This is a genomic window from Chryseobacterium metallicongregator (assembly GCF_031324065.1).
GTDB classification, from domain to species: domain Bacteria; phylum Bacteroidota; class Bacteroidia; order Flavobacteriales; family Weeksellaceae; genus Chryseobacterium; species Chryseobacterium metallicongregator.
Genome location: NZ_JAVIXS010000001.1, coordinates 620,378 through 638,700 on the forward strand (window position 1 = coordinate 620,378; position 18,323 = coordinate 638,700).

Below are 18,323 nucleotides of genomic sequence, written 5' to 3' on the forward strand. Positions count from 1 at the left end.
TTATGAAAGTTGTAAACCAGCCGCCATTTGATATTAAATACTATATTTGAATAAATGCACCTCAATTCCCCTCCCTCGGAGGGGTGGATTTCAAAGTTGATAACTTTGAAAGACGGGGTGGTCAAAACACAACAATGAAAGAAACCCTCACCGTCATCAACGGAATTCCTATCCGCAGGAATTTCGTTGAAAATCTACCCTACAATCCCTATTTAAAAGTATTATTAAAAGAAAAGCGTAAAGCCCGGATCTTAGGTGAAGTGATCTTCTGGAAGAAAGTCCGTGCAAAAAAATTTTATACCATTGATTTTGACAGACAAAGGATTATCGGAAATTATATCGTTGATTTTTATGTCAAAACACTTGGGCTCATTATAGAAATAGATGGATCAAGCCATGATGAAAATGAAGTTTATGACAGCATAAGACAGAAATATCTGGAGTCATTGGGATTATTGGTTTTCAGAATAAATGATTTTGATGTAAGGAATAATCTGAGTCTGGTGATGAAGGAGTTGGAGGATTTTATTGTGCTGCATTATGGAACCACCCCGTCTTCAAAAATTTTTTAATTTTTGAATCCACCCCTCCGAGGGAGGGGAATTACCCTTCCCCATATTAGTTGTTATTTCACATAAAAAAAACCTTACTGAAATTCAATAAGGCTGATTTTTGTATCGTTAAAATTTAGGTTAGAACATCATCGTTTTCTTCTTCATGATCATCTTCATTATCGCTGAGACTCCAATAGTTGTTTTCTTCATCTTCCTCTCCTATTTCTTCCATTTCATCATCGTCATCAGCTCCAGGGATATCTAAGCCTTTATCAATTTTATCATCATCAAAATCCTCATCCAAAATAGGATTTCCGTCTCCATCGAGCGAAATATGTTTTTCTCTCTTAAATATATCTTCACTGGGGTTATAATCCATTTGTTCTAACCTCTTGTTTTGCTCATTAATATTTTTCTCTGGTGCCATATTATTTAAGATTTTAGGTTTATATTATCAGAACAAAAATAATTCCAAGTTATGATGATTGAGGAGAATAAACATCAGGATTTGCACAATTGGGCATTTTCTCATTTTTTGCAAAAGCGATAATATTTCCTGCAGCTAGTCTGGCCATTCCATTTCTGGCTTCAACAGTCGCAGAACCGATATGTGGCAGAATACAGACACTTGAAAGCCCCAGAATAGGATCATCTGCAGACATTGGTTCCGGATTAGTAACATCCAGACCTGCTCCCCAGATTTTCTTGTCAACGAGTGCCTGATACAGATCTTTTTGATTGTGAAAACCTCCTCTGGCTGTATTAATGAAAATAGCATTCGGTTTCATCTGCTCAAATATAGACTCATTGAACAATTCTTTCTGTTCAGTAGTAAAGTTGGCATGTACACTCAATACATCTGATCTCCGAATCAGTTCTTCGAAAGAAACATAAGTTGCCCCCAGCTCGTTTTCTGCTTCTTCATTTTGACGACGGTTGTGGTAAATGATATTCATTCCAAAAGCCTTTCTTGATTTCTCAGCCATTTCATAGCCGATACGTCCCAATCCAAAAATCCCAAGTGTTTTTCCGTACAATTCTTGTCCCAACGCATGTAAAGGATCAAAAGCTCCCCAATTGTCATCTTTTACTTTCTGAAAATTATAGCTTGCTCTTCTGGCAACAGACTGCATCAGTAAAAAAGCAACATCTGAAGTGGCTTTGCTCAAAACATCCGGAGTATTTCCTATCGGAATATTTCTTTGCGTAGCTTCTTTAATGTCAACGTGATCAAATCCTACAGAATATAATGCAATAGCTTTGACATTCGGGCAGGTATCAAAAAAATTCTTATCATATCTGAAGTCTCCGCCTACATTAAGTATGGTATCTGTAGTTTTACAGTAATGAATCCATTCTTCATAAGAAAGGTTTTCCTTTTCCGGAAATATAAGCTCCAAACCTGCTTCTTTCAGCATTTCAATTCCTGTTTCGGGAATTCTTTTATTGATAAAAACTTTCATTCTACTGTTGTTTAATGATTTTAATTAAAAAAACCTCACTCGCAAAAAGTAAGGTTATTGAACTTTAATATTAAAAAAATTATTTCTTTTCATCTGAATGTTTGATTCAAAATCTATTTATTTTCTGTGATGGTGATTGTATACTGAGGGTTTTAATTCCATCAATTTTCATTCCGAAATGGAGTTAAAAGATTTTAAATTTTGATTAAATCAGATGAATTTTATCTATGAAAAACTGGTTCTCTAAAAAGTCAAATTATCTGGCTTTTGCCATTCTGACTGAGAAAGAATCTTATTAACTAAACTGTATAAGATTCTTCATTACATTCCATTTCATTCGGAGTGACACACTCTTTAGAAACCTCTTACTATTGATTTGTATTTCCAAGCATCGGAACAAATTTATAGGCTCCAAATTCTTCTTTTTCGAATTCTGTAGGACCTACTTTGGTAAATCTGTATAAAACCTGTTCATCTGTTGGCCCCAATGGGATCACCATTATTCCTCCGACATTCAGTTGTTTTAAAAGTTCTGTAGGCAGCGTGGAAGCACCACAGGTTACGATGATTTTATCAAAAGGAGCAAAAGTAGGAAGTCCGGCAAAACCATCTCCAAAGCTTTGAAACTTTGGAAACAGATGAAGTTCTCTGAGTTTCTTTTTAGAAAAATCAAACAGATCTTTCTGCCTTTCTACCGTATAGACATGGGCTTTCATCGCCATTAAAACTGCAGTCTGGTATCCGCATCCTGTTCCAATTTCCAATACTTTTTCACCTGGTTTTACCTTCAATAGTTCAGACTGTTCCGCTACCGTGGAAGGATGGGAAATGGTCTGATGAGCCAGAATCGGGAAAGCCCGGTCTTCATAGGCAAAATCTTCAAAAATACTTTCGATAAAAAGGTGTCTTGGAACTTCACTCATTGCCGAAAGTACATTTTCGTCTGAAATTCCAATTCTGTTTCGAAGATACTCGACTAAAATCTTTCTTTTTCCTTTATGTACAAACGAATCCTGCATTTGACAAAAGTAAGAAATTAGAAATTAGATTTCAGAAATTGAAGCAAAGAATTATCCACAAAAACAAAGCAATCCATTTTTGATTGCTTTGTTTTTATTTCTTAATTCCATTTTATCGGATAAGGTCCGTAAAAATCGCTGAAGGTATTATCAGCACATTTTTTTCTCACAAAAAAATTATAATTCACTGTTTTACTTAACCCTACATAGATGGCTTTTTGACCTGCAAACACCAAATCTCCACTTGCAGGAGGAGCTGAACTGGTGGTCAACACAGTTTCGTATGTAGAAATTCCATCATTTTCCCAGGACACTGTAGCATCAAAAACAGAAGAATTCACAGAAGAAGTTGTTTTTGAATAGGTTGCATACTCTGGTTTTACACAGGTGGTTGTATGAGTGGCCAAAACAGTAACGGGTCCCGCCTAGTTGCTCCGGCCACCAGCTATTCCGCAATTTTTTCTCACATAAAGGTCGTATTTATTATCTTTATAGAGAGGAAGGTTATAAAAATACTTGTTGGTGACCACTGTAGTTCCCTTTCCCAAAGAGAAACCCTGTTCGCCGTACTGTATTTCATAATATCCTTCGCCCTGGCTGATAAAGCTCCAGGAAAGCCGGTTAGTTCCTTTTTCAAATGTCAGATTTGTTGGCGTTCCACATTTTGCCTGCGGATCATATGGACTATCTCCTATACATCCGGCAGTACATAATCCCAAGATGAATAAAATCGAAATTATTCTTTTCATAGTTATTTTCTGACCGTGAATTTACTGTAATTTCCTTAATGAATAAACATGTTCCATCTTGAATATCTCCAAGTGAAAAGTCATGTATTTTATAAATGTACATTCACTATCTTTACAAAAATTTAATACAGCTATGTTAAAAGCAGGTTTGGTAGGTGCCGGACACTTGGGAAAAATACATTTAAAACTTCTTAATCAGTCAGATCGATATGAATTTGTAGGTTTCCATGATAAAGATGTTGAAAACGGAAAGAAATTAGAAGCCGAATTCGGATATAAATATTTTGAAAATTTTGATGAATTGCTTGAGCAGATTGACATGCTTGATATTGTCACGCCAACAGTTTATCATTATGATTATGCTTTAAAAGCCATCGAAAAAGGGCTGCATTTCTTTATTGAAAAACCGGTAACCCAGACTCTTGAACAGGCAGAAGAAATTCTTAGTTTATGCCAGGAAAAAGGAATCAAAGCACAGGTAGGACACGTTGAGCGATACAATCCAGCGTTTATTGCTACTAAGGAATACATCAGCACTCCGATGTTTATTGAAATCCACAGACTGGCTGAATTTAATCCACGTGGGACGGATGTTTCTGTAGTATTGGATCTTATGATTCACGATCTTGATATTTTATTAAGCATTGCGAAATCTAAAGTGAAAAATATTCACGCTAGCGGTGTTTGTGTAGTAAGTAAAACTCCGGATATTGCCAACGCAAGAATAGAGTTCGAGAACGGATGTGTGGCGAACCTTACGACTTCCAGAATTTCTATGAAGGCGATGAGAAAAAGCAGATTCTTCCAGAAGGATGCTTATATTTCTGTTGATTTCCTTGAGAAAAAGGCTGAAGTAATCAGAATGAAGGATGCTCCTGAAAACCCTACTCCATTTGATATGATCATTGAAAATGCAGAGGGAGAGAAGAACCAGATTCTATTTGAATATCCGAATATCCAGCCTAACAATGCTATTTTGGATGAATTAAATTCTTTCGCAGATGCTATCACAGGTGACAAAAATGTAGAGGTTTCTCTTGAAGACGGAACTGAAGCTTTGAAAGTGGCTTTAGAAATTATGAAACTGATCAGTTAAAAATATACTGTTTTCCTGAACAGTAACAGAGATAATGCTATCTTATTAATCAGAAAAAATTGGTTATGAGGTAGCATTTTCATTTCTGGGTTCACAATTGAGGCAATAAATCTCTGTTCTTAAATATCAAGAGAATAAAAACTTTTCATCAATAATTACTGATTTATTAATAAAAAATCCTTTTCAAAATAAAAAAACAATATATTTGAGGAATAATTCAATAAAGTATTGAAAGATTTTGTTTTACATATATGGATATCGGGCAAACTCAATGAACTGAATACAGGTTCATCTTGTGCTGCCATCATTCATTATAATTTCTAATATTTCCCTATTATTTTAAACCATTGAAACTACTATGAAAAGAGCCATTCTATTATCCGCGCTTTTATTGTCTCAATTTGGGACATCACAATTACTGAAGACTTCAGGGCAAAAAATCGTTAATGATAAAGGTGAAAATATTCAATTGAAAGGTCTTGGACTTGGCGGTTGGATGCTTCAGGAAGGATATATGCTGAAAACTGCTGATTTTGCAGGACCTCAGTATAAGATTAAAGAGAAAATTGCTGAATTAATTGGCGAAGATGGAATGAATGAGTTCTACAAAGCTTATCTTAAAAATGGAATCACCAAGCAGGATATTGACTTTTTAGCCAAAGCTGGATTTAATTCTATCAGGCTTCCGATGCATTACAATCTTTATACATTACCGATTGAAAAGGAGGCTGTCAAAGGAAAAGATACGTGGCTGGAGGAAGGTTTTAAAATGACTGATGATCTTCTTCAATGGTGTACAGATAACAAAATATACCTGATTCTGGATCTTCATGCTGCTCCGGGAGGTCAGGGCAATGATGCGAACATCTCTGATAATGATAAGTCTAAACCTTCACTTTGGGCCAATGAAGAAAACCAGAGAAAAACGATTGCGCTTTGGAAAAAACTGGCCGAAAGATATAAAGATAATCCATGGATTGGAGGGTATGACCTGATTAACGAGCCCAATATTAATTTCACGGGTAAAAATCCTAATGGTACGGATGAATTGTCTAATGCTCCGCTTTGGAAACTTCAAAAGGACATCACTGCAGCCATTAGAGAAGTTGATAAGAAGCATATTATTTTTATTGAAGGAAACGGCTGGGGAAATAATTATAACGGACTTCCGGCTATCTGGGATAATAATATGGCTTTCAGTTTTCATAAATACTGGAATTATAATGATGATCAAACCTTGAAATTCGCATTGGATCTCAGAGAGAAGCACAATATGCCGATCTGGCTTGGAGAAACCGGTGAGAATTCCAATGTATGGTTTACTGAGTTGATTCAGCTTTTGGGTAAGCATAATATCGGATATGCCTTCTGGCCAATGAAAAAGATTGATAATATTGCAGGAATTACCAATGTAAAAATTACTCCTGAATATGAAAAGTTATTGGATTACTGGAAAAACGGAGGTGAAAAGCCATCTAAAGAGTATGCTAAAAAAGCTTTACTACAGATTGCTGATAATTATAAACTGAACAACACTGAGATTAAAAGAGATGTGATTGACGCCATGTTCAGACAGATTACAGATGCTTCTACAAAACCTTTCAGAAATCATCAGGCTCCGGGAAGAATATTCGCTTCAGAATATGATTTGGGAAGAATGGGTGCAGCTTATCTTGATAAGGATTTCATCAATCTTTGGGTAAGTGATCCGGCAAAAAGATCGGAATGGAACTCCGGACAACAGATGAGAAATGATGGCGTAGATATTTATCAATGTAATGATAAGGTTACCAACCAATATTATGTAGGAAAAACAGAATCCGGAGAATGGCTTCAATATACAATCCAGTCAAAAGGAGATAAAAATTATACGTTTGACATCCGATATGCATCAGCCAATGATTCTAAAATAAGAATTGAAACGGCTTCCGGAAAAGTTTTAGCGACGATTTCACTTGTATCAACAGGAGGAAATGAAAACTGGAAAACGGTTTCAGCCAAAAATATCACCTTACAGAAAGGAGAAAATAAAATCAGAATTGTCTTTGAAAATGATGGTGTCAATCTGAATTATTTTGAATTAAAATAGTAATAATTGTCTTAAATTGCAGCTCTCTTCCGATCTTCAGAAGAGGGCTTTTTTAATGATCATACTATGAAAAAAACAGCACTATTTTTCCTTCTGATCTCAGCATTTACCTTTGCTCAGACTTCTTTATTAGAACAGAAAATAAGTTCAATTCTTAAGAACAAAAAAGCTACTGCGGGCGTTTCTGTCTTAGGTTTTGAAAATGGTTTTAAATACAATAAAAACGCAGACAAAAAGCTCCCGATGCAAAGTGTATTCAAGTTTCACATTGCCGCAGCAGTTCTGAACAATGTAGACCATGGAAAACTTTCTTTGGATCAGAAAATAAAATTGGATCAATCAAACTTACTCGAGAATACATGGTCGCCGCTTCGTGATCAATATCCTGGAGGAAATGTTGAAATTCCTTTAAGTGAAGTGATTGAATATACGGTTGCCAAAAGTGATAACAACGGCTGTGATATTCTTCTCAAATTATTGGGAGGAACCCAGACTGTTCAGAAGTTTATGGATTCAAAAGGGGTAAAAGGATTTCAGATCAAATATAACGAAGAAGACATGCATAAAGACTGGAATGTTCAATATGAAAATTACAGCACTACAAAATCAGCAATTGATGTCCTTAAAAAGTTCTATGATGGGAAATTACTATCAAAAAAGTCGACAGATTATCTGATGAAAGTACTATGGTCTACCTCAACGGGAATGAATAAAATAGTGGAACAGCTTCCCAAAAATACGCCTGTGGCAAGAAAAACGGGAGCTTCAGGGAAGAATAATGCGGGTCTAACGGGTGCAGAAAATGAAATAGGAATCATTACTTTACCTAATGGCAAGCACTATGCATTAGCTGTATTTGTCAGTAATTCAACGGAAACGGATGCTGTTAACTGCAGGATGATTTCAGATATTTCCAGAGAGGTTTGGGAATATTTTAATAAGTAAAATTTTAAGCTTATTTTTAAAGCGATTTAACATGAAAAAAATAATAATAACAACGGCTCTATTTGCTTTTACATTCTTTTATTCGCAGAAGAATCAGAATTATTTAGAGATCAGCTACAGAAGTGTATGCTGTGGTCCTGCCTCTGATAAACCTGTGATGAGCTTTCTGAAAGAATTTAAGAACAAAAGCCAGATAAAAAGTATGGAAGTCCTTATCCAGAAAGGGATGGGAAGAGAAGGTGAATTTACGTTATACGTTGGCACAGACTTTCTTACAAAAAATCAGAAAAAACGATTGATAAGAGGATTAACGGCTACTGTTTCCAACCAGAACAATAATAAGAAAAGTCAAAGTACCGGAAATGTTTCCTTTGACTCTACAGCTGTTGTCACACAATCAGATCTTACAGACGTAAAAAATTTAACTATCTATAAAAAATAAAGGAAAAATGATCAAAAACATTGTAGTTATCGGAGCGGGAACCATGGGGAATGGTATTGCACATACTTTCGCACAAAGCGGTTTTAAAGTAAATCTTGTAGATGTATCCCAGGAAGCTTTGGACAGAGGTTTAAAAACCATTACTACCAATCTTGACAGAATCATTGCAAAAGGAAACCTTACAGAGGAGCAAAAGGCTGAAACTTTAGGTAACATCACTACTTTTACAGCATTGAATGATGCAGCAGGTGCAGCAGACCTTATTGTAGAGGCAGCTACCGAAAACCTTGATCTTAAATTAAAGATCTTCGGTCAAATGGATGAACTCGCTCCAGCCAACTGTATCCTTGCAACCAACACTTCTTCTATTTCTATTACAAAAATTGCTGCGGCTACCAAAAGAGCCGATAAAGTAATCGGTATGCACTTCATGAACCCGGTTCCAATTATGAAACTGGTAGAAATCATCAAAGGATATTCTACTTCCAAAGAAACTTTTGATTCAATTTATGAAATGAGTAAAACTTTGGGTAAAGTTCCTGTAGAGGTAAATGATTATCCGGGTTTTGTGGCAAACAGAATTCTAATGCCAATGATTAATGAATCTATCGAAACACTTTATAACGGAGTGGCAGGTGTAGAAGAAATTGATACGGTAATGAAATTGGGAATGGCTCATCCGATGGGTCCACTTCAACTGGCAGACTTTATTGGTCTTGATGTATGCCTTGCCATTCTAAACGTAATGTATGACGGTTTCAAAAATCCTAAGTATGCTCCAAACCCATTGCTTGTAAATATGGTGACAGCCGGAAAACTGGGTGTAAAATCAGGAGAAGGGTTCTACGATTATTCTGAAAGCAAAAAAGCTGAAAAAGTTTCAAAAATGTTTTTGAAGTCATCTTAAATCAATAATTTTATTTATCTTTGAGAAAGTTAAAACATTAAAAAAATGAAATTACCAAAGTTTTTATTAGCAGATAATTCGGAGTTTCCAGAGGATCTATTCGTAGTTCATACAGAATATCCAAGATTTATCCTAAACGTTGAGGAAGAAGAAGTTGAGTGGTTAGATGATCTTGAAGGTGATGATGAAGAAACGATGGCAGACGAGGCTACTAAAGTAGTAGAAGCAGCGTTCAAATGGTGCGACGAAGAGTTGGCTAAGTACGACGAAGAAGAGGAAGATTAATAACACTCTAAACATAAAAAAGGAACTCAATTGAGTTCCTTTTGTTTTTTTATTCTGATTTTGTAAATTTCAATAGCAAAAGATTGTCTTTGTACAATTCTAAAGTATTTCCGGAAACCACATATTTGTTAGCCTTTCCCATCATATCCATAAAGTTCTGCTCTACTCCGATGTTGCTGCACATCATTTTCGTAGATCCCATCTGTCCAGCTGTAAAACTACCTGTAGACGGATCTATTGTAGCCGTTCCGAAATAGTTGTTGCATCCTGCATTTCCAGTGATCTTTTCTCCTTCAATATTCAATGTTGGAACTTTACCTTTTACCGTTTCAGCCAAAGTCCATTTTGTGCTGGCAAGAGCAGGCTGAGCTTTTCCTACTTTAGATGCAGACGGGCTTGTCATGGATCCACATGAAGCCAATACTGCAGCTGTACATATACTTAAAAAAAGATTTTTCATTTTTTTCTTTTTGAATTAACCCAAATTTACGGAAATTATATTATTTAAACGGGTTGCCGTGAATTTTATTATTCTTTAACAGTTGATATTTTGAATATTTTTTTGGTCTAATTGTAGGAATAAAAAGCATTATTCATTATCATAACTGGTATTCTAAAGCTTAAAAGTTGGAAAACGCAAAGACGCAAATAACTTTAATGAGGAACGCTTCTAAGACGCAGGGATTTTATCTTTGATAAAATTTCAACAGTAATTTTGTCATTCTGAAAGAATCTATATTATACTTAGTATCTGAAAACGTACTGCGCCGAGACTCCTACGGAGTGACAAAGATTGTGGATAGACCACTACCGAATCATAAGAAAATATGCAATAAAAACACAATTCAATAGGAACGGGCTTTAGCCCGTTTTTACTTACAACCAATATTCAATGGGCTTTAGCCGAAACTTACGAACATGAATACACTATTCATATTTTAAAACAAAAAACGGACTTAAAAAAGTCCGTCTCTATTTATTAATGAAATATATTTTAAAATATTAAGATCTCAACTCTGCGTTGAATTCCTTCTGGAAAGCTTTGATCAAAGAGTCCATTACTTCGGTAATCTCTTTTTCTTCCAGTGTTTTTTCTTCGTTTAACAGCTCAAAGCTCATAGCATAAGACTTCTTACCTTCAGGAAGATTTTTACCCTCATATACATCGAATAGGTTAATATTCTTAATAAATGGAGATTTGTTCTTTTTAGCTGTCTGATATAAATCCTGATAGTTTACTGTTTTATCAATCAATAAAGCTAAGTCTCTTCTGATTTTGTTGAACTTCGGAATGTCTTTGAATTTCAATTCATTTTTAGAACGTAATTCCTGAGCATATTCCAATTCAATTTCAGCGTAGAAACATTCCTGATCAATATCAAAGTCTTTTAACAAAGCAGGTGCTACTTTTCCTATTCTTACCAAAGTTTTACCTTCTGCCTCGTATGCCAATGCATCAGAGAATCTTTCGTCAGAAAGAGCAACTTCTTTGTAATCTACAGCAAGTCTTTCCAATAAAACTTTTACGTAAGCTTTAAGGTTATAGAAACTTACCGCAGATTTTGGCTGAAGCCAGTTTTCTGCAACATCTCTTCCAGAAACCAGTAATGCCAGTTGTTTTCTTTCTTCATATTTATCTTTTTTGTGATAAATTTTTCCTAATTCGAAGAATTTGATATCCTGATTCTTTCTGTTGATGTTATATACTGTATTCTGAAGAAGTCCTTCTAATAAAGACTTTCTCATGAATGCCAGATCACCGCTTAAAGGGTTCAATAGTTTTACAGCATCTGTTTCGTCTTTTACAGAAGTTAATGAGTTGTTCATTACTTCATTGAAACCAAGGCCTTGTAAAGTTCTTGCCCAGTTATTTTCCAGTTCATCCTGATCGTTAGTACTCAGCTTAACCGGCGTAAATGAAAACTTCTGTGGTGCATCAATTTTATTGTATCCGTAGATTCTTAAAATCTCTTCAATCACATCAATTTCTCTTGTCACATCTGCTCTGTAAGCAGGAACAGAGATTTCGAAACCGTTAGGAATTTCATTTAAAACCTGAATTTCCAACGCTTTTAAGATTTCTTTTACTTTTTCTCTGTGAATTTTTGTTCCTAAAATCTGTTCAATTTTAGAAAACCTGATAATCACATAGTTGTCTTCTATTTTCTTAGGATATTCTTCCAGTAACTCTCCTACTAATTTACCTTCAGCAATTTCCTGAATCATTTTAATAGCGTGAGTGATGGCTGTTCTTGTAAGGTTCGGGTCCACTCCTCTTTCAAATCTGAAAGAAGCATCAGTATTCAAGCTGTGCGCTTTAGCTCCTTTTCTTACAGCAATCGGATTGAAGTAAGCACTTTCAAGGAATATTGTTTTTGTTGTTTCAGATACTCCGGAATTCTCACCACCGAATACTCCGGCAATACACATTGGCTTATCTTTACCGTCTTTGATCATGATTTCAGAACCATTCAATGTTCTTTCAACACCATCTAAAGTCGTAAATTTTGTTCCCGGTTTTACTACTCCTACTTTTACTTTCTTATCTGCAATTTTATCTGCATCAAAAGCGTGAAGCGGCTGCCCGTACCCGTGAAGAATATAGTTGGTAATATCTACAACATTATTGATTGGGCTAAGTCCAATTGCTTTCAGTCTGTCTTTCAACCAAGATGGTGATTCTGCAACTTTTACGTTTTCAATAACAGCTCCGATATATCTTGGACACAATTCAGCATCTTCAATTTCCAGTTTGAAATCATGAGTTCCCTCATTATTCAAAACTTCAGAAGCTACTTTATTGAATTGAGATTTCAATTGATTGGTAGAAAGATAGGCATGTAAATCTCTGGCAACACCATAGTGAGACATAGCATCTGTTCTGTTGGGTGTTAATCCGATTTCAAAAACCTCATCATTGGTAAGCTCAAAATAGTCTGCAAAGTTTTTCCCCACTTCATATTTGGTTTCATCCAGCACCATGATTCCTCCGTGATCTTCGCTAAGACCTAATTCATCTTCTGCACAGATCATTCCCTGAGAAACCTCTCCTCTGATTTTTGCTTCTTTAATTTCAAAAAAGTTTCCGGTTTTGTCATAGATTTTAGTTCCGACAACGGCTACAGGAACAGTTTGTCCTGCATCTACATTAGGAGCTCCGCAAACAATGTTCAACACTTTTCCGGTTCCTACATCTACTGTTGTCTTCTTCAGTTTGTCAGCATTAGGATGTTTTTCGCAAGTCAGTACTTTACCTACAACGATTCCTTCCAGGCTGCCTCTTACACTTTCAAATTTATCTATCCCTTCAACCTCAAGACCAATATCTGTAAGGAATTCACCGATTCTTTCAGTTTTTGATTCCGTTTTTACAAAGTCCTTCAGCCAGTTGTTTGATATTTTCATTTGTTAATCTATCTACTTATTTAATTCGTCAGATGAGTTCTAAGATTTCACCTGCTCTATTTTGAAACTTTTATTTGAAATTCCACACCTTATTCCGGTATGATTTTTCGAGCTACAAATGTCGTGTTTTTTTGAGAAATAGAGAAATTTAGAAGCGATTTTAAGATAATAAATTTTCGTTAATCCTTCTGTTACGGATTTAGGAATCTATTGGCCTAACGGTCTTACGATCTTCTTCAGGCTGTCAGAAAATAATACCAACCCTCCGGCCATCATGATAATATCTTTCAAAACCAAACGTCCTGCTCCTGACAGATAGGGAAAACCATACTGAGGCGTCGCATAATCTCCACCCAGATTGGGTACATATACTTCAGGCGTTGTTATGAGGAATGATAGCGTGACGAATGACATTAAAAATGTTAAAACTCCTCCAACGGCTCCTATTTTAGGAAACCAGATTCCTAGCAGCACTAAAAATCCGATAACAACAATCATTGATCCCAAACCATAGGAAAAGGTATACGTTCTGTTTTCCTTATGCCAGTCGATGTTTTTCTGGATCACTTTCCCTTCAGGGTTTTTATACAGAGTATATTCTGCAACAAGCTTTTTATCTTCATTGAAGACTTTATGATCTGCATTTTTGTAAAAGAAACTCATCAAAGGGCTATTGGCTACGAAAGGTACAATTCCATCCGCTTCATAATGAAAAGCTTTCAAGCTTCCAATCCAGGCCATAACGATGAAAATTGAAATTCTGAGAAAATTGAAAAAGTAATTATCCAATTGTAATAATTGGTGATAAAGTCTGTTGTTTTGCATGTGATTTATTTTTTACCAAAGGTATTCACATGCCTGCAGCACCAACATAGACATTTTAGGACATTACATGGACATTTTCGCCACTACGGATATTCCTACTTTTTCTCTGTAATTTTTAGGGGAGCATCCTACTGATTTTTTGAAATACCTGCTGAAATAAAATTCATCTGCAAATCCTAATTCTGCAGCAATTTCCTTCACAGATCTGTAGGTTAAATGCAGTAGTTTTTTAGATTCCATAATAATTCTCTCGTTGATAAGCTGAGTTGGTGTTTTAGAAAATTCTTTCTTTACTGCTTTACTTAATGTATTATTAGTAATATTGAGTTTATCACTGTAAAATGATAGTTCTTTTTCCGTTTTAAAATAGAATTCCAATAGTTTTTGAAATTCTACTGCGTTTTTATTGTGAAGCTTTTCATGAGAAACCACATTGTTTTCAATACTGCTTTTCTGTTTGCTTCCAATAGCAAGAATAAGCTGAATATAGGTTTTTATAATAGATTCCGAAAATGGATGTTTCTCAGATTCTTCTTTTTTAATATGGTTATAAAGCTCAAGAATATAATGATACCTCTCTTCTGACAGCTCAATGCCCGGATTCAGATAAATATTATTGAAGAGAAGTCCATTACAAGCCACTTCCTCTTTATGATATTCTATACAGTAATAATCGCCATGAAAGAAAAGCATATGAATCGTCTCATTAGATTCCGAAACCAGTTTAACCTTCTGGTAAGGGGAAAGAAATAGAATATTATATCCGCTGTAAGAGTAGTTGATATCATCTACAGAGAAAACACCAGCTCCTTTCCACAGAATGACACTGTAGTTTTCCGTAGTCAATTCTGAGGGAAAATCTGAGGTGTGGTAAGGCTGTACTTTTATTTTCATGATGAGTCCTTTTTAAACACTAATGACACTAATGACTCACAAATAACACAATTCGTATGGTTTCCATTTGTGATTTTTGTGAAAAAATTTGTGTAATTCGTGTTTTAAACAAAAAAACATATTTTCTATTCTTTCAGGAATTACCAATATTCCATAAAAACAAAAGCCGGAAAATTCCGGCTTACTATTATTTGTTATCTTACTATTACAATCCGATTACCGGCATTGATAACATTAAGATATTTTCATTTTCTTCAAGACCGTCAAGAGGTTCAATGATTCCTGGTCTGTTAGGCTGAGACATTTTCATTGTGATATCATCAGATCCTAAGATTGTCAGCATTTCCGTTAAGAATTTTGAGCTGAATCCGATATTGATATCTTCTCCGTTATAGTCGCAAGGAATCTGCATGTCTGCTTTGTTAGCATATTCAGTATCTTCTGCATGAAGGTGAAGAATATTTCCGGAAAGCTTGAATCTTACCTGGTTGGTAGATTTGTTAGACATGATAGATGCTCTTTTGATCGCTCCTAACAACAGGTTTCTGTTGATTGTCAATACATTTGGATTTTCCTTTGGAATTACCGCTGTATAGTTCGGATATTTTCCGTCAATCAGTCTACAGATCCAGATGTGCTTACCAAAAGTAAATTTAGCCATATTCTCATTGAAGTCGATGGTAACGTCTTCATTGGAACTTGCCAGGATATTTTTAAAAATGTTCAGAGGTTTCTTAGGCATGATAAACTCCATCGGCTCAGCATTCATCAGGTCTGCTCTTTTGTACACCACCAATCTGTGGGAGTCTGTAGAAACGAAATTGGTTTCATTTTCTCCAAACTGGAAAAGCACTCCTGTCATTACCGGACGAAGGGAATCGTTACTTGTAGCGAATAGTGTGTTTGTCAAAGCTTCAGACAAAACTCCTGCCGGCATCGTTACACTTTGGGAAGCGTCGAATTCCGGTAATTCAGGATAATCATCAGCATTGTCTAATGCTACTGCGAAATTATCTTTTTCATCTAAAATCTCAAGCTGGCTTCCAGTACCTTCGGCATTGTCTTTTACAACAAATGTCAGAGGCTGTTCACCATATGTCTTGATAAAATCCTGAAAAATTTTAGCAGGAACAGCAAATTTACCTGTATCATCAGACTTTACTTCCAGAGAAGTAACAAGAGTTGTCTCGCCGTCAGATGCTGTAATGGTAACATTATTTCCGTCTAATTCAAAAAGATAGTTTTCTAAAATCGGTCTCGATTGAGAGCTTGATATTACGCCACTTACAGTTTGCAACGCCTTCTGCAGTTCACCACTTGAAATAATAAATTTCATAGATTTATAAAATAAGTTTCTACAAATATAATAAATACATACAACAAAGAAAAGAATAATATGGAGGAGTTTTTAACAAAGATCCTTAATTTGTTTTGAGCCTTGATATTATGCTTAGATTTCAGCGGATATTCATTTTTTTATCAAATACAAAACCTATATTTGTGAAAAAAGTTTGAAAATCATGCAAAAACCTCCTATTCATAAAAGTTTTCTTCATGCTTTCAGAGGTATTTTTATGATGGTAAAAACGGAAAGAAATTTCCAGATTGAGTTCATCGCATTTTTTGTTAATCTCTTTCTTATTTTTTATTTCAAACTGAACAGCACAGACACCGCTTTGGTTATTATCGCCTCATTCGCTGTTTTAAGTGCTGAAATTTTCAATACTGCTATTGAAAAGATCTGTGATATCATTCAACCTGATTTTGACAAAAGAATCGGCTTTATTAAAGATATTGCTGCAGGAGCTGTAGTCCTTACAGCTATTGCAGCGGTGATTGTTGGCGTTTTGGTATACTGGAAATATGTTTTCAATTAAAATTGGGAGATTGTTGACACATGCTGCTAAACCACCCCGTCAAAAATTCTTTGAATTTTTGACACCCCTCCAGAGGAGGGGAATATCACTTCTTCAGTTCAAAAGTTTGTGAAAGCTAGAAATATTTTATTTTTTCATCTTTTATTTCACAGCGATGAAGATATCAACTTCTGCATCGGAAGGATTTTGAGCTTTTTCTCCGTACACTTCAAAATCTGCGGTAAATACCCTTCCTAACTCCATATTCCAGATTTTCATCCATTCATTGATGACTAAATCTTTTGAAAGGTCTCCATTGACTGTAAATTTTAAATATTCTCCACCATCAAATGAATATCCCACCATCCCTTCAGGAATATTATCAAGGTTTTCTACTTGACACCCGAGAACTGTTGTATAAGGCTTTGTGTGGTCTTTTTCGTAATCTGTGTAGATAGAATAGATGGTATTGTCTATTTTATTAGGAATTGAATTGAGAATATCTTCACTGATCATTTTTTCCCATAATACCGGAATATCTTTTCCTGCCTGTCCATTTTCATTGGTTGTTCTTACTGAAATACCAATTACCTTAAAAGGTTCTATTTTTACGTTATTCATTATTAATTCTTTGTTATAGAGCAAAGATAAGGACAGGTTGTGACAAGGGTATGTCAGTAGTTTTTTAAAGTTTTGGCTAAAGCCAATAGATGTATATTTTTTAGGATGAGTGGGCTAAAGCCCACCCCTATTGAATTATTTTAGTAGTGAATTTAATCATTGCTTCGCTTTGCCCGCAATGACTATTTCCCTACATAGATAAACCCTTTTTTTCCGGATTTAAAAACGGATTCGATTCTTTTGTAATCATCAACTTCATATTCGTCTGCCTGAAGAATTTCTTCTTCTGTCACCTCAAAAAGCACTCCTTCTACCTGATCGTTGTCATTTCCTGAAAACTCCAGAACCGGATGGTATTTCTGACCGCTTTTTCGCAGTACTTCCGGATCTGTAATTTCAAGCATACTTAATTTGTAGCCTGATAAAGTGTCTTTTTCACCTTGTAAGAGTCTTCCGAAGGTTTCCATTTGAACTTGCTCTTTTTGCAGCGTTCCGTAAGAAAATAAATTGGGCATTATAAATATTTTTCAATGATTGTGATTGCGATTTCGGCTATCATTCCATAACCTTTTTCATTGGGATGTACACCGTCTGCAGAAAGCATTATCTCTTTATCCGGCAGGAAAGCGGAATAGAAATCAATATAGGTCAGCGAGTCTTCAGTGGCGATATCTTTCAATATCTGATTATAAGCAACGACATCTTCATTGATTCTTTTTTTACCAGAACTCACCACAACTCCATCTATTTTTTGAGAGAAAGGAAGAATGCTTACAAGATAAATTGTATCGGAAAACTGTCTGGCATGTGCGACAGCTTCTTTAATATTATTTTCAAATTTTTCAGGATCTACGATCTGTACTCCATCTTTGACTGCAAGATCGTTGGCTCCGTAACTTAGAAAAACAATATTTCCATCAGCGGAATTTCTTGCGTTTAATTCGTGAGGTATTCTTTTCAGTAATCCTTCTGTGGTTTCTCCTCCTATTCCGAGATTGAAGAGAATCAGTTCATCTCCATTTCCTTCATGAAATTTCTGCAGGGCATATCTTTTCAGAATATCTACCCAACCACCAAAAACTCCGTCATATTCTCCATAGGTAATGCTGTCACCGAAGAACAGCCCGTAAATAATTTTCTTCATTCAACTTTATTGTTTCCTGTTTTGTTGAA

General features: G+C 35.4%; 21 protein-coding genes. 8 read left to right on the top strand and 13 right to left on the bottom strand.

Going from position 1 to position 18,323, the window contains the following annotated elements; genetic code table 11:
• Positions 1 to 134 precede the first annotated feature (134 nt).
• A complete protein-coding gene (locus REB14_RS02845; RefSeq protein WP_079242190.1) occupies positions 135 to 572 on the top strand; it encodes an endonuclease domain-containing protein in 438 nt (145 codons plus the stop codon).
• Positions 573 to 687: 115 nt separating this feature from the next.
• On the opposite strand, the gene REB14_RS02850 is transcribed toward REB14_RS02845, so the two are convergent.
• From REB14_RS02850 to REB14_RS02870, 5 genes are all read right to left on the bottom strand, one after another.
• Entirely contained in the window at positions 688 to 981 is a 294-nt protein-coding gene (locus tag REB14_RS02850) for a hypothetical protein (protein WP_079242191.1), read from the bottom strand.
• Positions 982 to 1,030: 49 nt separating this feature from the next.
• The gene (locus REB14_RS02855) at positions 1,031 to 2,017 is read right to left on the bottom strand and encodes a 2-hydroxyacid dehydrogenase (protein ID WP_079242192.1); all 987 of its coding nucleotides are present in this window, start codon (positions 2,015 to 2,017) and stop codon (positions 1,031 to 1,033) included.
• Between the two features lie 368 nt (positions 2,018 to 2,385).
• Positions 2,386 to 3,036 (bottom strand): protein-L-isoaspartate(D-aspartate) O-methyltransferase, encoded by a 651-nt coding sequence (locus REB14_RS02860; protein ID WP_079242193.1) that lies wholly within the window; start codon positions 3,034 to 3,036, stop codon positions 2,386 to 2,388.
• 101 nt (positions 3,037 to 3,137) lie between these two features.
• Complete coding sequence (locus REB14_RS02865; protein ID WP_309521444.1) at positions 3,138 to 3,443, bottom strand: hypothetical protein; 306 nt, start codon at positions 3,441 to 3,443, stop codon at positions 3,138 to 3,140.
• An 18-nt stretch (positions 3,444 to 3,461) separates the two neighbouring features.
• Positions 3,462 to 3,785: a hypothetical protein gene (locus tag REB14_RS02870; protein ID WP_309521445.1), complete on the bottom strand. Its 324-nt coding sequence runs from the start codon at positions 3,783 to 3,785 to the stop codon at positions 3,462 to 3,464.
• A 133-nt stretch (positions 3,786 to 3,918) separates the two neighbouring features.
• Here REB14_RS02870 and REB14_RS02875 point away from each other — a divergent pair, with 133 nt between their 5' ends.
• From REB14_RS02875 to REB14_RS02900, 6 genes are all read left to right on the top strand, one after another.
• A complete protein-coding gene (locus REB14_RS02875; RefSeq protein WP_079242195.1) occupies positions 3,919 to 4,881 on the top strand; it encodes a Gfo/Idh/MocA family protein in 963 nt (320 codons plus the stop codon).
• Between the two features lie 358 nt (positions 4,882 to 5,239).
• Positions 5,240 to 6,970, top strand: a complete 1,731-nt coding sequence (locus REB14_RS02880; RefSeq protein ID WP_309521446.1) for a cellulase family glycosylhydrolase — start codon at positions 5,240 to 5,242, stop codon at positions 6,968 to 6,970.
• 66 nt (positions 6,971 to 7,036) lie between these two features.
• Positions 7,037 to 7,915, top strand: a complete 879-nt coding sequence (bla-A, locus tag REB14_RS02885; RefSeq protein ID WP_309521447.1) for a CGA/CIA family class A beta-lactamase — start codon at positions 7,037 to 7,039, stop codon at positions 7,913 to 7,915.
• A 31-nt stretch (positions 7,916 to 7,946) separates the two neighbouring features.
• Entirely contained in the window at positions 7,947 to 8,357 is a 411-nt protein-coding gene (locus tag REB14_RS02890; protein WP_079242198.1) for a hypothetical protein, read from the top strand.
• 10 nt (positions 8,358 to 8,367) lie between these two features.
• Positions 8,368 to 9,264, top strand: a complete 897-nt coding sequence (locus REB14_RS02895) for a 3-hydroxybutyryl-CoA dehydrogenase (protein ID WP_309521575.1) — start codon at positions 8,368 to 8,370, stop codon at positions 9,262 to 9,264.
• 45 nt (positions 9,265 to 9,309) lie between these two features.
• On the top strand, positions 9,310 to 9,549 hold the full coding sequence (locus REB14_RS02900) for a hypothetical protein (RefSeq protein ID WP_002977986.1): 240 nt from the start codon (positions 9,310 to 9,312) through the stop codon (positions 9,547 to 9,549).
• A 49-nt stretch (positions 9,550 to 9,598) separates the two neighbouring features.
• Here the strand turns inward: REB14_RS02900 and REB14_RS02905 are convergent, their stop codons facing one another.
• The 5 genes from REB14_RS02905 to dnaN all read right to left on the bottom strand — a co-directional run bounded on the left by REB14_RS02905 (position 9,599) and on the right by dnaN (position 16,009).
• Positions 9,599 to 10,009, bottom strand: a complete 411-nt coding sequence (locus REB14_RS02905; protein WP_047433591.1) for an META domain-containing protein — start codon at positions 10,007 to 10,009, stop codon at positions 9,599 to 9,601.
• A gap of 542 nt (positions 10,010 to 10,551) precedes the next feature.
• Positions 10,552 to 12,954 carry a phenylalanine--tRNA ligase subunit beta gene (gene pheT, locus REB14_RS02910; RefSeq protein WP_309521448.1) on the bottom strand — a complete coding sequence of 801 codons (2,403 nt, stop codon included), beginning with the start codon at positions 12,952 to 12,954 and terminating at the stop codon, positions 10,552 to 10,554.
• A 207-nt stretch (positions 12,955 to 13,161) separates the two neighbouring features.
• Positions 13,162 to 13,779 carry a DUF417 family protein gene (locus REB14_RS02915; RefSeq protein WP_309521449.1) on the bottom strand — a complete coding sequence of 206 codons (618 nt, stop codon included), beginning with the start codon at positions 13,777 to 13,779 and terminating at the stop codon, positions 13,162 to 13,164.
• A 63-nt stretch (positions 13,780 to 13,842) separates the two neighbouring features.
• The gene (locus tag REB14_RS02920; protein WP_309521450.1) at positions 13,843 to 14,673 is read right to left on the bottom strand and encodes an AraC family transcriptional regulator; all 831 of its coding nucleotides are present in this window, start codon (positions 14,671 to 14,673) and stop codon (positions 13,843 to 13,845) included.
• A 205-nt stretch (positions 14,674 to 14,878) separates the two neighbouring features.
• Positions 14,879 to 16,009 (bottom strand): DNA polymerase III subunit beta, encoded by a 1,131-nt coding sequence (dnaN, locus tag REB14_RS02925; RefSeq protein ID WP_034699704.1) that lies wholly within the window; start codon positions 16,007 to 16,009, stop codon positions 14,879 to 14,881.
• Between the two features lie 184 nt (positions 16,010 to 16,193).
• On the opposite strand from dnaN, the gene REB14_RS02930 reads away from it, so the two are divergent.
• Positions 16,194 to 16,550, top strand: a complete 357-nt coding sequence (locus tag REB14_RS02930; protein ID WP_309521451.1) for a diacylglycerol kinase family protein — start codon at positions 16,194 to 16,196, stop codon at positions 16,548 to 16,550.
• Between the two features lie 141 nt (positions 16,551 to 16,691).
• Here REB14_RS02930 and REB14_RS02935 read toward each other — a convergent pair whose 3' ends face one another.
• The 3 genes from REB14_RS02935 to REB14_RS02945 form a co-directional block, all read right to left on the bottom strand.
• Positions 16,692 to 17,150 (bottom strand): GyrI-like domain-containing protein, encoded by a 459-nt coding sequence (locus REB14_RS02935; RefSeq protein WP_309521452.1) that lies wholly within the window; start codon positions 17,148 to 17,150, stop codon positions 16,692 to 16,694.
• 182 nt (positions 17,151 to 17,332) lie between these two features.
• Positions 17,333 to 17,665, bottom strand: a complete 333-nt coding sequence (locus REB14_RS02940) for a gamma-glutamylcyclotransferase family protein (RefSeq protein WP_309521453.1) — start codon at positions 17,663 to 17,665, stop codon at positions 17,333 to 17,335.
• Positions 17,665 to 18,294: an SGNH/GDSL hydrolase family protein gene (locus REB14_RS02945; protein WP_309521454.1), complete on the bottom strand. Its 630-nt coding sequence runs from the start codon at positions 18,292 to 18,294 to the stop codon at positions 17,665 to 17,667. The genes REB14_RS02940 and REB14_RS02945 overlap by 1 nt, the downstream gene beginning before the upstream one ends.
• Positions 18,295 to 18,323 lie beyond the last annotated feature (29 nt).